The sequence below is a fragment of the Streptomyces sp. NPDC033229 genome, from assembly GCF_055576875.1.
The window spans coordinates 120,443-133,684 of the sequence record NZ_JBVIQR010000002.1; the positions used below are offsets into that span (position 1 = coordinate 120,443).

Consider the following 13,242-nt stretch of genomic DNA (forward strand, 5'->3'; position numbering starts at 1 on the left):
TGGCTCCCTGGCCCGTATCCGACACCCCCGACCGCTTCCTAGCCTCGCAGCATGCCGATGAACCGCTTTCACCGTCACCTGTGCCGCTCCCGGATGTGGGCCCGCGCGATCGAGAACGAACTGCTGCCCTGGGCCCTCGACGACGTCCGGCTCGGGCCCGACACCTTGGAGATCGGCCCCGGTTACGGGGCGACCACGCGCGTCCTGGTGCGTCAGGTGCCGCGCCTGAGCGTCGTCGAGATCGACGCTGCCTCCGTCGAGGGTCTGCGCCGGGAGTTCGGGGACAGGGCCGAGGTCATCCACGGTGACGGCGCCGCCCTGCCGCTGCCGGACGCGAGCTTCGACTCCGTCGCCTGTTTCACGATGCTCCACCACGTTCCGTCGCCGGGGCAGCAGGACGCGCTCTTCGCAGAGGCGCACCGGGTGCTGCGCAAGGGCGGTGAGTTCGTCGGCTGCGACGCGCTCACCAGCTGGGGATTCCGCCTCGTCCACCTCGGCGACACCTGCGTGCCCGTCCCGCCCGACACCCTGACGGGACGGCTGAGGGCGGCGGGGTTCGCCGACCCCGAAGTGATTGTGGGCAAGGGAAGCTTCCGGTTCCGGGCCTCTCGCCGGTAGGGCGGTCAATGTGTGGCGGGCCCTCGTGCGACCCCCGCTAGGGTCTGCGCATGAGCGCTGTCATAGCCGCCATGCTCACCGCCGTGGTGGGGGTGCTGGGCACCCTGTTCGCACCGCTGGTCACCCATCGGGTGACCGCGCGGCAGCGTGCCGAGGAAGGGCGGGCGGAGGAGGCGCGGCGGCGCTTCGAGGAGCGCCGGGCCGCGTACACGGCGATGAACCGGGCGACGGGGCAGTTCCACACCCTCCTCAAGGACGCCCTGCACCGCATCAGGGACGGCGTCTACACCGACCAGGAGCGCGCGCAGCTCGAAGAGGCCCGGCTCGATCACCGCGACCGTTATGCCGAGGCGCAAATGATCGTGCCGGAGGCCGTGTTGGACGCGTCCCGCCACCTCAACAAGGTCCTCTCCGCGAGCGACGCCGCCGTGAAGCGGATCGACCGGGGGCGGGCCCGTGAAGGCGAGGACGCCCGGCAGGTCCTGCTCGACCTCAAGGAGGCGGAACCCCGGCTGTCCGCCATGCGGCGTCTCATGCGCGAGGACCTGGGTGTCATGGACTGACCGCCCCGGGCGTGCCGTTGGGCCTGCCGTTCGTCCTGCCGCACGGGTAAGTTGAGCCTCCTGGGACTCCGCGTGGGCGGAACGGGGGAGGTCGCGTCATGGACGCTCTGCTGGTGGCCGGTCAGATAGCGCCGTACGTCACGGCGGCGGTCGGTGCGTACGGGACGGCTGTGGTGACGCGTGTGAGCGACGCCGGGGCCGACGCGACCGTGTCGCTCGGGCAGCGGATCCTGCAACGCGTCTGGCGGCGGGAGGAGAGCCGCGAGGACATCGAGGGCGCGGTCGACGCGCTCGCCGCCGCGCCCGAGGACGAAGACCTCCAGGCTCTGTTGCGGGCGCAGCTCAAGCGGGCCCTGCTGGCGGACCCCGAACTCACCGCCGAGCTGGCACAGTTGCTGCCGCCCGCCGGGCCCTCGTTCACCGCCTCCGGTGCCGGGTCCGTCGCCGTGCAGCACAACTCCGGCATCATCAGCACCGGAAGCGACACCACGATCCAGCGATGACGCACCAGGAACAGGTGCCGGGGGAGGCGTCCGGACCCGGCGCGGTGGCCGTCGGCAGCAACCAGGGCATCATCAGCACCGGCGACGCGGCCACGATCGACAACCGCACCCTGCACCTGCCGGCCGAGGCGGTCAGAGCGCCCGCCGAGGTGCCCGCACCACCCGGGCTGAACAATCTGCCCGCACCGCGCAGCGCCGTCTTCGTCGGCCGCGACGAGGACCTGGCGCGGCTCGGCGCCGCGTTGGACGGCCGGGGAGCCACGACCGTCGTGCACGGGCTCGGCGGCATGGGCAAGAGCACGCTCGCCCTGCACTACGCCCACCAACACCGCGACCGCTACAACCCCGTCTGGTGGGTGCCCGCCGAGACCCCCGACGGCATCACCCTCGCGCTCGCCGATCTCGCCGCGCACCTCGACCCGTACGCCGACCTCACCGCCACCACCAGCGCGGAGTCCGCCGCATGGGCCACGCGATGGCTCCAGTCGCACGAAGGCTGGCTGCTCGTCCTCGACAACGCCGAGGCCCCCGACGATCTCGCCCCGCTGATTGGACCCCTCACGACGGGGCAGCATCTGATCACCAGCCGACGCGCCACCGGCTGGCACCACCTCGCACAGCCCTTGGGCCTGCGCACCCTTGACCCCGACGCATCGACGGACCTGCTCATGCGCATCATCGGCGAGCCGGGCGGCTCGGACGGAGGCTCCGACGACGGCGCTGCCTTGGCGGAGCTGGCGGCCGAACTCGGCCATCTCCCCCTGGCCTTGACCCAGGCCGCCGCGTACATCCAGCACACCGCCATCACCCCGGCCGCTTACCTGGCGCGGTTGCGCCGCTACCCGGCACGGATGTTCGCCGCGTCCGCCACGGACAATCACGAGCGCACCATCGCCCGCGTCTGGCAGCTGACCTTGCAGGCCATCGCCGCCCGGGACCCGCTCGCGGTCGACATCCTGCGGACCTTCGCCTGGCTGGGCCCCGACGACGTGCCGCGCGAGTTGGGCGAGGCCCTCGACGACGATCCGATCGCCGTCGACGAGGCCCTGGCGCTGCTGCACGCGTACAGCATGATCACGCTCACCCCGCGGACCTTCACCGTCCACCGCCTCGTCCAGGCCGTGGCCCGCACCCCCGACCCGGCGGACCCCCACCGCGCCGAGGAGACGATCGAGAAGGCCCGTCACCGGGCGATCGGTGTGCTCGTCGCGGCCCTCCCGGGGGACCCGCTGTTCAACGTCGCAGGCTGGTCGCGATGGCGGGAGCTGCTCCCGCACATCGAGGCGCTCGCCACACGGGTCGCGCCCGACCAGGACGACGAGTACACCGACGCCATCTGGCTCCAGACCTCTGCCTTCCTGCAGAGCGCGGTCCGGCTCGACCGGGCCGTCGCCCTCGCCGAGCGCTCCGTGGCGGCCTCGACGCGGCTGCGCGGGCCGGACGCCCCGCACACCCTGGCGTCCCGCTCCGTCCTCGCCAGCGCCTACCGCGAGGCCGGCGACCTGGCGAAGGCCGTCCCGCTGCTCGTACAGAACCGTGACGACTGCGAGCGCGTCTTCGGCCCCGCCACAGAGGAAACGCTCACCGCCCGCGCCAATCTCGCCTACGCGTACGGACTGTCCGGCGATGTGGACCTGGCCACCGAGTTGCACAGCCGCAACCTCACCGACTGCGAACGGCTCCTGGGCCCGGACGACAAGCTCACCCTCGTCTCACGGAACAACTTGGCGAGCGCGTACCGCGAGGCGGGCGACCTCGACCGCGCCATCTCCCTGCACGAGCGGAGCGCCGCCGACTACGCCCGCGTCCTCGGCCCCGACCACCCGGAAACCCTCACGGCCCGCAGCAACCTCGCCTACACCTACCAACTGGCGGGCGCCCCCGACCGGGCGATCCCTCTCCACGAAGACGTCCTGACCACCCGAGAACGCGTCCTGGGCCCGGCCCACCCCCACACGGACCTCGCCCGCGAACTCCTGACCAACGCGCGCGGTGCTCAGCCGACATCCACCGACGTCTGAGCGCCGAAGGGCAGCGGTAGTCACCCATTACGCGCTGTCCAGGCGTCACTGAGACTCGCTGCTGTCCGTAGGGACTCCGGCTGGCGTTGAAGTCCCCACGGAGACGGGACCTTGGCGAATGGCGCCCGGGGGCGTTGCGGACGCTGCGGCAGGGGAACGCGTCAGCCGTCGGACTTCGCCACGCCCACCGGGCAGCTCACGCCCGTGCCGCCGATGCCGCAGTAGCCCGCCGGGTTCTTGTCGAGGTACTGCTGGTGGTGCGGCTCGGCCGCGTAGAACGGGCCCGCCGGGAGGATCTCGGTGGTGATGTCGCCGTAGCCGGAGGCGCGCAGGACCGACTGGTAGGCCGCGGCCGAGGCCTCGGCCTCGGCCTGTTGGGCGGGGGAGTGGGTGTAGATCGCCGAGCGGTACTGGGTGCCGGTGTCGTTGCCCTGGCGGAAGCCCTGGGTGGGGTCGTGGGACTCCCAGAAGAGCTTGAGGAGGGTCTCGTACGACACCGCCGACGGGTCGAAGACGACGCGGACCGCCTCGGTGTGGCCGGTCAGGCCGCTGCACACCTCCTCGTACGCCGGGTTCGGGGTGTGACCGCCCTGGTAGCCGACCAGGGTCGTCCAGACGCCGGGGGTCTGCCAGAACTTGCGCTCGGCGCCCCAGAAGCAGCCCAGGCCGAAGTCAGCCACGGCCAGGCCTTCGGGGTACGGGCCCGCCAGGGGGTTGCCGAGGACGGTGTGGCGGTCGGGGAGGGTGAATTCCGGTTCCGGGCGGCCCTTGAGCGCTTCCTCGGGGGACGGCAGACGGGTTTCGCGGCGGTGGAACAGCATCTCGGCTCCAAGCGGTCGTGAGGGCGGCGTCCGTAGAACGTGTGGGGGCCGGAGCACATTCCGGCTACCGCGCTTCGGCCCCGCGCTTCGGGCCGCGCCTCAGCCCCGCGCTCCGCCCTGGGCCTCCCAGCCCGCCACGGCCAGCGCACGGTACGTCGCGTACGCCCCGACCGGGTCCGTCTCGTACGTCCACGGCACCGCCCCGATGTGGCCGTCGACCTTGCGCAGCTGGTCCATCGCCTCCTGGAAGCGGTCGGCGCGGACCAGGAACCACACCAGCAGGTGCCGTACGTGCGGCAGCACCGGGTGGTCGGCCGGCGCGTGCGCGACCGCGAACTGCGCGGCCTCGATCGCCTGGGTGACCACCGCGCTCTGGTAGAGGCTCCGCACCAGGTTCACGTCGGACAGGTGGTCGTGCACGGCGAACAGCGGCAGCGCGGGCAGCAGGCTGCCCGCCGGGGCCGCGCCCGCCGCGCGCTGCGCGAAGGCGTCCGCGCGGTCCTGCGAGCCGTGCCACTTCGCGCTCCAGTAGCGCAGCGCCACCAGATGCGCCCCCATGTGCCCCGGTGCGCGGGCCACGACGGTCTCCCAGACGGATTGGAACTCGGCCTCGCTCGAACCGAGACCTCGCTCGACGCCCAGCCGGACGATGTACGGGACCGCGTCGCCAGGGGCCAGCAGAGCCGCCTCGGCGCAGACCGAACGGGCCTCCTCCAGGATCATGCGGTAGTCCTGCGAGGACGGGTCGCGCAGCGCCTGCTGGACGAGGAACTCGGCCTGCACGGCCGCGCCGCCCGCGTCCTTGGGCGCCACGACCCGCCAGTGCCGCAGCCACATCCCGCCGGTGCCGGGCGCCTCGGCCAGCTCCTGGGCCGCCGCACCGGCCAGGGTCTGTACGCGCTGCCAGCGCAGCTCGGCGGCGGTGGCGGCGTCGGTGCGGGCCAGCAGCTCGGCGGCGGGCTTCCAGTCCTGGGTGCGGCGCGCCTCCGCGACGGCCGCGAGCAGCTCCGGGTCCGGGCCGGGCAGCCGTACGTCGAGTTGCTCGACGGGGACGAAGCCGTACGCACCGGCCGGATCGACGGCGGCCTGGTGGCCCCGTACGGCGTCCTGCCCGGCGCGGCGGCGCCGCATCGCGGGCACCACCAGGACCCCGCAGATCAGTACGAGGGCGAGCAGGATGAACAGAAACTCCATGAGGCGTCCTGAGAGCAGAGAACGTGGACCGACGATGGGACAACGCGGGGAACCGGCGGATCGTTCATCCGCCGGTTACAAGTGAACAGGAGTGTTTCGGTGAACCTGGTACTACCCTCGGTTCAATGAGCGACCAGCATTCCTTCGAAACCCTCGCCATCCACGCCGGACAGGAGCCGGATCCCGTCACGGGAGCCGTCGTCCCGCCCATTTACCAAGTCTCCACCTACAAGCAGGACGGCGTCGGCGGCCTGCGCGGTGGATATGAGTACAGCCGTAGCGGCAACCCCACGCGCACCGCGCTGGAGGAGAACCTGGCGGCGCTCGAGGGCGGCACCCGCGGCCTCGCCTTCGCGTCGGGTCTGGCGGCCGAGGACTGCCTGCTGCGCACGCTGCTGTCGCCCGGTGACCACGTCGTCATCCCGAACGACGCCTATGGCGGAACGTTCCGGCTGTTCGCCAAGGTCGTCAGCCGCTGGGGCGTGGAGTGGTCGGTCGCCGACACCTCCCGCCCGGAGGCCGTGCGCGCCGTCATCCGGCCGGAGACCAAGGCGGTGTGGGTCGAGACCCCCTCGAACCCGCTGCTCGGCATCACCGACATCGCCGCCGTCGCCGCCGTCGCCCACGAGGCCGTCGCCAAGCTGGTCGTGGACAACACCTTCGCCAGCCCCTACCTCCAGCAGCCGCTGGCGCTGGGCGCGGACGTCGTGGTCCACTCCACCACCAAATACATGGGCGGTCACTCCGACGTCGTCGGTGGCGCGCTGATCACCGCCGACGCCGGCCTCGGCGAGGAGCTGGCCTACCACCAGAACGCGATGGGTGCCGTCGCCGGCCCGTTCGACTCCTGGCTGACGATGCGCGGCATCAAGACCCTGGCCGTGCGCATGGACCGCCACACCGCCAACGCCGAGCGCGTGGTGGAGCTGCTGGTCGCGCACCCGAAGGTGACGCAGGTCTACTACCCGGGTCTGCCCGAGCACCCGCTGCACGAGGTCGCGGCGAAGCAGATGCGCGCGTTCGGCGGCATGGTGTCCTTCCGCGTCGCGGGCGGCGAGGAGGCAGCCGTCGAGGTCTGCAACCGCACCAAGCTGTTCACGCTCGGTGAGTCGCTGGGTGGCGTCGAGTCGCTGATCGAGCACCCGGGTCGGATGACGCACGCCTCGGTGGCCGGTTCCGCGCTGGAGGTCCCGGCCGACCTGGTGCGGGCCTCGGTCGGCATCGAGTCGGCGGACGACCTGCTCGCCGACCTCACCCAGGCCCTGGGCTAAACGCCCACAGGCGGTCGAGTCGAACGCCACGGGACTCCGTCACGGGTCCCGCGGCGGCGCCGACCAGGGCTGTTCGATCGCGGCCCAGGCCCAGAAGGCCACGACCGCGATCAGCAGCAGCGCCCACGTCACGGCTCCTACGGCCCGGCGGGCGCACAGGATCCGGCGCCCCCGGGCAGCGGCCCGCGCGGCCAGCTCCGGCGGGACCTGCGGGTGCGAGAGGTCCATCATCCGCCGGACCTCGTCCTCCTTGCGGTCCTGCGCGCTCACGGCGCGGCCCGGTACGGGGTTGCGGTAGGGGGCGCCGCCGGGCGGCTGCGCAGGGCGCTGACGGCACGCGTGCAGATGACCCGCACGCGCTCCGCGGACAGCCCGAGGGCGGCCGCGGTCTGCTCCTCGGGGACGCCTTCGTGGAGCCGCAGGACGAGGACCAGGCGCTCCCGCGGGGCGAGCCGGTCCAGAACGCCGCCTCGCGGGTGGCGGTAGCGCCGGGCGGTCCGCGCGAAGCGGGCCGCCATCTCCTGGCGGGTGCGTGCGTACGGATCCTCGCCGCGCAGCCGGTCCCAGTCCGCGTATGTACGGGCCAGGGACGCCGTCAGCAGCCGCTCGGCGGCCTCGGTGCCACGGCTGTCGGCCTCGGTGGTGCCACGGCTGCCGCCGTCGACACCGTCACCGTTGCCGTGGGCACGGCCCGGCTCACCGGTCAGCAGGAGCGCGGCGTGCAGCAGCCGACCGCCCGCGCCCGCGACGAACAACTCGAACTCCTGGGCGCGACGGCGCTCCCTGGCCGCACGCCGTTCGTTCACCGGGGGCCTCCGTGGCACGTGCCCGTACGGGCACGTGCCCTCAAGGACACGGCAGGGACCCGCGCGGGGTCAAGAGGTCGGCGGCACCGGGGGAAGCGCGGTGTGCAGGTCGGACAGTGCCACGTTGAAGCGGGTGAGCAGGGTGCAGAAGGAGTCCCGCTCCGCTTCGGTCCACCCCTCGGTCACCAGCGCCATCAGCTCGCGCCGGGAGGCACGCACCTCCTCCAGGCGGGCCTTGCCGCGCGGGGAGAGCTGCAGGACGACGGCCCGGCCGTCCTCGGGGTGCGAGGTGCGCTTGACCAGCCCGGTGTCGACGAGCGGCGCCACCTGGCGGGTCACGGTCGAGGAGTCGATGCCCATGCCCGCGGCGAGCGCCTTGACGCCCATCGGGCCTTCCTGGTCGAGACGGTTGAGCAGGAGGTAGGCGGCGCGGTCCATCGAGTTGCGGACCTGGCCTACGCCACCGAGCCGGGTCTGTTCGGCGCGGCGGGCGAAGACGGCCACCTGGTGCTGGAGGGTGTCGAGGACACCGGGTGCGAGGTCGGTCGTCATGTCCGGAGGGGTGGGCATGGCCTGGGACTCACTTCGTGCGGCGGGGACGGAAAAAGGGCGGGGAAAAGCTCGGGAAACGCTGCGGAATGGGGGACAGAGTACGCGGCCGGGCGGGCGGCCGTACTGGTGCTGCGCAAACCGGTCGGTTTGTGCGGCTCTGCGGCGGCCGGACCGGGGGCGAGCTGCGAGACTGGGCACCATGGCTGCACGAGTTGGCGACGAGGGCGGCCTCGGGGCGTCCGGAAGGTCCGATAGGGCGCTGGAAGGTGCTTCCGTCTCATCCGCCCTGTCCGTCCTGACTCTTGACGATGTGCGCCACGCGCAGAAGACGCTGTCGGGGGTCTCCCGGATCACGGCGCTGGAGGGCAGTCGCTACCTGTCCGGGCTGGTCGGCGCGCCCGTCCACCTCAAGTGCGAGAACCTCCAGCGCACCGGCTCCTTCAAGGTGCGCGGCGCGTACGTCCGGATCGCGGGCCTGACCGGGCGGGAGCGTGCGGCGGGCGTCGTCGCGGCCAGCGCCGGCAATCACGCGCAGGGCGTGGCGCTCGCGGCGTCCCTGTTGGGCGTGCGCTCCACGGTGTTCATGCCGGAGGGTGCGCCGTTGCCGAAGGTCGCCGCCACCCGCGAGTACGGCGCGGAAGTCCGTCTGTACGGGCAGATCGTGGACGACGCGATGCGGGCCGCCCAGGACTACGCGCGTGAGACGGGCGCGGTCTTCATCCACCCCTTCGACCACCCCGACGTCGTCGCGGGGCAGGGCACGGTGGGGCTGGAGATCCTGGAGCAGTGCCCCGAGGTGCGCACCATCGTGGTGGGCATCGGTGGCGGCGGGCTGGCGGCCGGGATCGCGGTGGCGGTCAAGGCGCTGCGGCCCGATGTGCGGATCGTCGGTGTGCAGGCGGCGGGCGCTGCCGCGTACCCGCCCTCGCTGGCCGCCGGGCACCCCGTGTCGGTACAGGCTCCGGTCACGATGGCGGACGGCATCAAGGTGGGGCGCCCGGGCGACGTACCGTTCAAGATCATCAATGACCTTGTCGACGATGTCGTCACGGTCACGGAGGACGACCTCTCCGGCGCGCTGCTGCTCTGTCTGGAACGGGCGAAGCTCGTGGTGGAGCCCGCCGGGGCGAGCCCGGTGGCGGCGTTGCTGGCCGCGCCCGACTCGTTCGAGGGGCCGGTCGTCGCGGTGTTGTCGGGCGGCAACGTGGACCCGCTGCTCATGCAGCGCATCCTGCGGCACGGCATGGCCGCGGCGGGCCGATATCTGTCCCTGCGGCTGCGATTGACGGACCGTCCGGGCGCGCTGGCCGCACTCCTGGAGGTGCTGTCGGAGCTGGACGCGAACGTGCTCGACGTGAGCCATGTGCGCACCGATCCGAGGCTCCGGCTCACGGAGGCGGAGGTGGAACTGCACCTGGAGACGAAGGGCCCCGAGCACTGCGCGGAGGTGGGCGAAGCCCTGCGGAACGCTGGTTATCTCGTCATGTTGTGACAAGTGGGGTGGTTCATTCCCAGGCGGTTCGGGCTCGGCGAACGTAAAATCCTGTAATACGTCACCCGAAACGGGGAGAACCTCCATGCCAGGCGCCATTTACGCCGAAGGCCTGGTCAAGACCTTCGGCGACGTCAGGGCTCTGGACGGCGTCGATCTCGACGTTCCGGAAGGAACCGTTCTAGGACTGCTGGGCCCCAACGGCGCCGGCAAGACCACCGCAGTGCGTGTACTCACCACCTTGATCAAACCCGACAGTGGCCGGGCCGTCGTCGCGGGCATCGACGTTCTGAAGAACCCCACCGAGGTCCGCCGCCACATCGGTCTGTCCGGCCAATTCGCCGCCGTCGACGAGTATTTGACGGGCCGCGAGAACCTCCGGATGGTCGGCCAGCTCTACCAGATGAGCGCTCGGGACGCGAAGGCGCGGGCCGGACAGCTGCTGGAGCGCTTCCACCTCGGCGAGGCCGCCGACCGCACCGCCAAGACCTACTCCGGCGGCATGCGCCGCCGCCTCGACCTCGCGGCGGCGCTGGTCGTCAGCCCGCCCGTGATGTTCATGGACGAGCCGACCACCGGGCTCGACCCCCGGAACCGGCAGCAGTTGTGGGAGGTCATCCAGGAACTGGTCGCCGGCGGTACGACCCTGCTGCTGACCACGCAGTATCTGGAGGAGGCCGACCACCTCGCGCACGACATCGCGGTCGTCGACCACGGCCGGGTCATCGCGCGCGGCACCTCCGACCAGCTCAAGGCCCGTACGGGAGGGGAGCGCGTCGAAGTCGTCGTGCACGAGCCCGGTGACATATCCGCTGCCGACGAGATCCTGCGGTCCTTCGGCAAGGGCGGTTCCAAGATCGAGGAGCACACCCGCAAGGTCACCGTCCCGGTCTCGGGCGGCGCGAAGCTGCTCGCCGAGGTCATCCGCGAGCTGGACGGGCGGGGCATCGAGATCGACGACATCGGGCTTCGCCGCCCGACGCTGGACGACGTCTTCATCTCGCTCACCGGCCACGCGGCCGAGGCGGAGGAGGAACGGAGGAACGGGGGCGGGAAGCCGCCGGAGGGCGGGAAGCCGGACGGCGGGACGACGCGGGTCGGGACGCCGGACGGGACGCCGGACGGGTCGCGGGACGGGTCGCGGGGCGGCGAGCAGGAGGGGAAGCGGGAGCGTCGTCGTCGAGGGGCCGGAGGGACGCGGGAGGACGAGGAGGCTGCCACATGAGCGCCATCGGCAACACCGCTGTCGGGACGGCGGCCCCCCGAGCGCGCGGCGGGGTCGTCCAGTCCACGCGGGACTCCCTGGTCGTTGCCCAGAGGAACCTTATTCGGATGCGGCGGATCCCCGAAGTGGTTGTCTTCGGGCTCGTCCAGCCGATCATGTTCGTGGTGCTGTTCAGCTATGTGTTCGGCGGCTCGATCGCCGTGGGCGGCAGCACCGACCCCTCCACGTACCGGCAGTTCCTGATGGCGGGCATCTTCGCCCAGACCGTCACCTTCGCCACAGCGGGCGCGGGCGCCGGTATCGCCGACGACATGCACAAAGGGCTCATCGACCGCTTCCGGTCGCTGCCCATGGCGCGCGGTGCCGTCCTCACGGGCCGTACGCTCGCCGACCTCGTCCAGACCGCGCTGACGCTGGTGGTGCTGGCGATCGTCGCGGTGATCGTGGGGTGGCGTATCCACGAGGGCATCCTCAAGGCGCTGGCGGGCTTCGCGCTGCTTCTGCTGCTCGGCTACGCCTTCTCCTGGATCGGCGCGCTGATCGGGCTGACGGTACGCACCCCGGAGGCGGCCACCTCGGGCGGGCTGATCTGGCTCTTCCCGCTGACCTTCATCTCGAACGCCTTCGTGCCGTCCGACAACATGCCGACGGCGCTGCGCTACATCGCCGAGTGGAACCCGTTCAGCGCGACCGTGCAGGCGGCCCGGCAGCTCTTCGGCAATCTGCCGGACGGCTATCCGGTACCTGCGGCGTGGCCGATGCAGCACCCGGTGTGGGCGTCGCTGATCTGGTCGGTGGTGATCATCGTCGCCTTCCGCACCCTGTCGGTCCGCAAATACCGCTCGGCGACGGCTTGAGGAGGAGACCCGGGCCCGTACGGGTGGGCGGCCTTACGGGTGGACAGCGAAGAGCCCCGGGCCTCATGCGAGGCCCGGGGCTCTTCGGTCACTTCGGTCACGCCCGGGGGCCGGGCGTGCTCGGATCAGGCCTGGTAGGGCTTGGCCTCCAGGATGCGGACCTTGGCCTTCTTGCCGTTCGGCAGCTCGTACTCGGCGTCCTCGCCGATCTTCTTGCCGTTCACCCCGGTGCCCAGCGGGGACTGGGGGGAGTACGTCTCGATGTCCGAGCTGGCGTACTCGCGCGAGGCGAGCAGGAAGTCGAGCGTGTCGTCCGGGTCGCCGTCGAAGGCGATGGTCACGACCATGCCGGGGGCGACCACACCGGTCGCGGCAGGAGCCTCGCCGACCTTCGCGGCCTCCAGCAGCTGCGTGAGCTGACGCACACGGAGCTCCTGCTTGCCCTGCTCCTCCTTGGCCGCGTGGTACCCGCCGTTCTCTCGCAGGTCACCCTCCTCGCGGGCCGCCGCGATCTTCATCGCGATCTCGGTGCGAGCGGGACCAGACAGGTACTCCAGCTCGGCCTTGAGCTGGTCGTACGCCTCCTGAGTCAGCCAGGTGACGTTGTCGCTGGTCTGGGTCACAGGTGCTCCTCGTCGGTACTGGGAATGCTTGGGGATACATCGCGATACAAATGAACGCCCTACTCAGAAGGGTGCGCCTTCAGAGGTGGGCGAAACCACGAGCCTAACAATTCCGCAGGGGAAGGGGGAAGGAGCAAGCGGGCGAAACCGCGCAAGAATCGCGTCAGGGCAGGTCAGCGCGGTGCGATCAGCCGTTTGAAACGACCGTGCAGCCCTCGAGTTTCGTCGCGGCGGCCCACTGTGTCGTACGGAGCGTGACCAGCTCGGTGAAATGGGTCTCCCGGCGGTCGAGCCTGACGTCCTTGCGCCCGGTCTCGGAACCGTCCGCGGCCAGCGAGCGCAGGGTGCAGACCGCGGCGGCGTTCTTCTCCTTGCGGACCTCAAGCACCGCCTGGACGGTGGTGTCCGACATCGACTTCGACCGCAGGAGCTCACCGCTGACATCCGTCTTGGTGACGTAGTGCACGCCGAACCAGCCGACCATGCCGAGCAGCGCCGCGCCCAGCACCGCACCGACGATCTTCAGCTTGCGGTCCGCGCGCTCGTCCGCCGTGCGGCCGTAGCGACCCTCGGGCAGTCCGTCACGCACCGCAGCCATGATCTTTCCTCCTGGTCGGGGGTCGGTGGAAGGCCGGTAGTGGAAGCCGGAATGAATCGACCCCTGCTTCGGTCACTATAGGAGGCGTCTCCCGTGAC

General features: G+C 71.4%; 15 protein-coding genes. 8 read left to right on the forward strand and 7 right to left on the reverse strand.

Annotation, left to right across the window (positions count from 1 at the left end):
* Nucleotides 1-51 precede the first annotated feature (51 nt).
* The 4 genes from ACZ53N_RS02450 to ACZ53N_RS02465 all read left to right on the forward strand — a co-directional run bounded on the left by ACZ53N_RS02450 (nt 52) and on the right by ACZ53N_RS02465 (nt 3,705).
* Nucleotides 52-618, forward strand: a complete 567-nt coding sequence (locus ACZ53N_RS02450; protein WP_469139112.1) for a class I SAM-dependent methyltransferase — start codon at nt 52-54, stop codon at nt 616-618.
* Between the two features lie 50 nt (nt 619-668).
* A complete protein-coding gene (locus ACZ53N_RS02455; protein WP_469139113.1) occupies nt 669-1,181 on the forward strand; it encodes a hypothetical protein in 513 nt (170 codons plus the stop codon).
* A gap of 98 nt (nt 1,182-1,279) precedes the next feature.
* A complete protein-coding gene (locus ACZ53N_RS02460; protein WP_469139114.1) occupies nt 1,280-1,684 on the forward strand; it encodes a hypothetical protein in 405 nt (134 codons plus the stop codon).
* Nucleotides 1,681-3,705, forward strand: a complete 2,025-nt coding sequence (locus ACZ53N_RS02465) for a tetratricopeptide repeat protein (RefSeq protein WP_469139115.1) — start codon at nt 1,681-1,683, stop codon at nt 3,703-3,705. Before ACZ53N_RS02460 ends, ACZ53N_RS02465 begins: the two co-directional genes overlap by 4 nt.
* 161 nt (nt 3,706-3,866) lie before the next feature.
* On the opposite strand, the gene msrA is transcribed toward ACZ53N_RS02465, so the two are convergent.
* Together msrA and ACZ53N_RS02475 are read right to left on the reverse strand one after the other, a co-directional pair.
* A complete protein-coding gene (gene msrA / locus ACZ53N_RS02470; protein WP_469139116.1) occupies nt 3,867-4,526 on the reverse strand; it encodes a peptide-methionine (S)-S-oxide reductase MsrA in 660 nt (219 codons plus the stop codon).
* A gap of 99 nt (nt 4,527-4,625) precedes the next feature.
* Nucleotides 4,626-5,720 (reverse strand): hypothetical protein, encoded by a 1,095-nt coding sequence (locus ACZ53N_RS02475; protein ID WP_469139117.1) that lies wholly within the window; start codon nt 5,718-5,720, stop codon nt 4,626-4,628.
* Nucleotides 5,721-5,845: 125 nt separating this feature from the next.
* On the opposite strand from ACZ53N_RS02475, the gene ACZ53N_RS02480 reads away from it, so the two are divergent.
* On the forward strand, nt 5,846-6,991 hold the full coding sequence (locus tag ACZ53N_RS02480; RefSeq protein WP_469139118.1) for a cystathionine gamma-synthase: 1,146 nt from the start codon (nt 5,846-5,848) through the stop codon (nt 6,989-6,991).
* Between the two features lie 39 nt (nt 6,992-7,030).
* On the opposite strand, the gene ACZ53N_RS02485 is transcribed toward ACZ53N_RS02480, so the two are convergent.
* From ACZ53N_RS02485 to ACZ53N_RS02495, 3 genes are all read right to left on the reverse strand, one after another.
* Nucleotides 7,031-7,261, reverse strand: coding sequence for a hypothetical protein (locus ACZ53N_RS02485; RefSeq protein WP_469139119.1), 231 nt, complete (start codon nt 7,259-7,261; stop codon nt 7,031-7,033).
* The gene (locus ACZ53N_RS02490) at nt 7,258-7,797 is read right to left on the reverse strand and encodes a sigma factor-like helix-turn-helix DNA-binding protein (protein ID WP_469139120.1); all 540 of its coding nucleotides are present in this window, start codon (nt 7,795-7,797) and stop codon (nt 7,258-7,260) included. The genes ACZ53N_RS02485 and ACZ53N_RS02490 overlap by 4 nt, the downstream gene beginning before the upstream one ends.
* Before the next feature lie 69 nt (nt 7,798-7,866).
* Nucleotides 7,867-8,367 (reverse strand): MarR family winged helix-turn-helix transcriptional regulator, encoded by a 501-nt coding sequence (locus tag ACZ53N_RS02495; protein WP_207303966.1) that lies wholly within the window; start codon nt 8,365-8,367, stop codon nt 7,867-7,869.
* Between the two features lie 277 nt (nt 8,368-8,644).
* Here ACZ53N_RS02495 and ilvA point away from each other — a divergent pair, with 277 nt between their 5' ends.
* From ilvA to ACZ53N_RS02510, 3 genes are all read left to right on the forward strand, one after another.
* On the forward strand, nt 8,645-9,841 hold the full coding sequence (gene ilvA / locus ACZ53N_RS02500; protein WP_469139373.1) for a threonine ammonia-lyase: 1,197 nt from the start codon (nt 8,645-8,647) through the stop codon (nt 9,839-9,841).
* Nucleotides 9,842-9,926: 85 nt separating this feature from the next.
* Nucleotides 9,927-11,066, forward strand: coding sequence for an ATP-binding cassette domain-containing protein (locus ACZ53N_RS02505; RefSeq protein ID WP_469139121.1), 1,140 nt, complete (start codon nt 9,927-9,929; stop codon nt 11,064-11,066).
* On the forward strand, nt 11,063-11,923 hold the full coding sequence (locus ACZ53N_RS02510) for an ABC transporter permease (RefSeq protein ID WP_469139122.1): 861 nt from the start codon (nt 11,063-11,065) through the stop codon (nt 11,921-11,923). Before ACZ53N_RS02505 ends, ACZ53N_RS02510 begins: the two co-directional genes overlap by 4 nt.
* A gap of 125 nt (nt 11,924-12,048) precedes the next feature.
* Here ACZ53N_RS02510 and greA read toward each other — a convergent pair whose 3' ends face one another.
* A complete protein-coding gene (gene greA, locus ACZ53N_RS02515; RefSeq protein ID WP_130879623.1) occupies nt 12,049-12,546 on the reverse strand; it encodes a transcription elongation factor GreA in 498 nt (165 codons plus the stop codon).
* Nucleotides 12,547-12,733: 187 nt separating this feature from the next.
* Nucleotides 12,734-13,144, reverse strand: coding sequence for a DUF4307 domain-containing protein (locus tag ACZ53N_RS02520; protein WP_469139123.1), 411 nt, complete (start codon nt 13,142-13,144; stop codon nt 12,734-12,736).
* Nucleotides 13,145-13,242 lie beyond the last annotated feature (98 nt).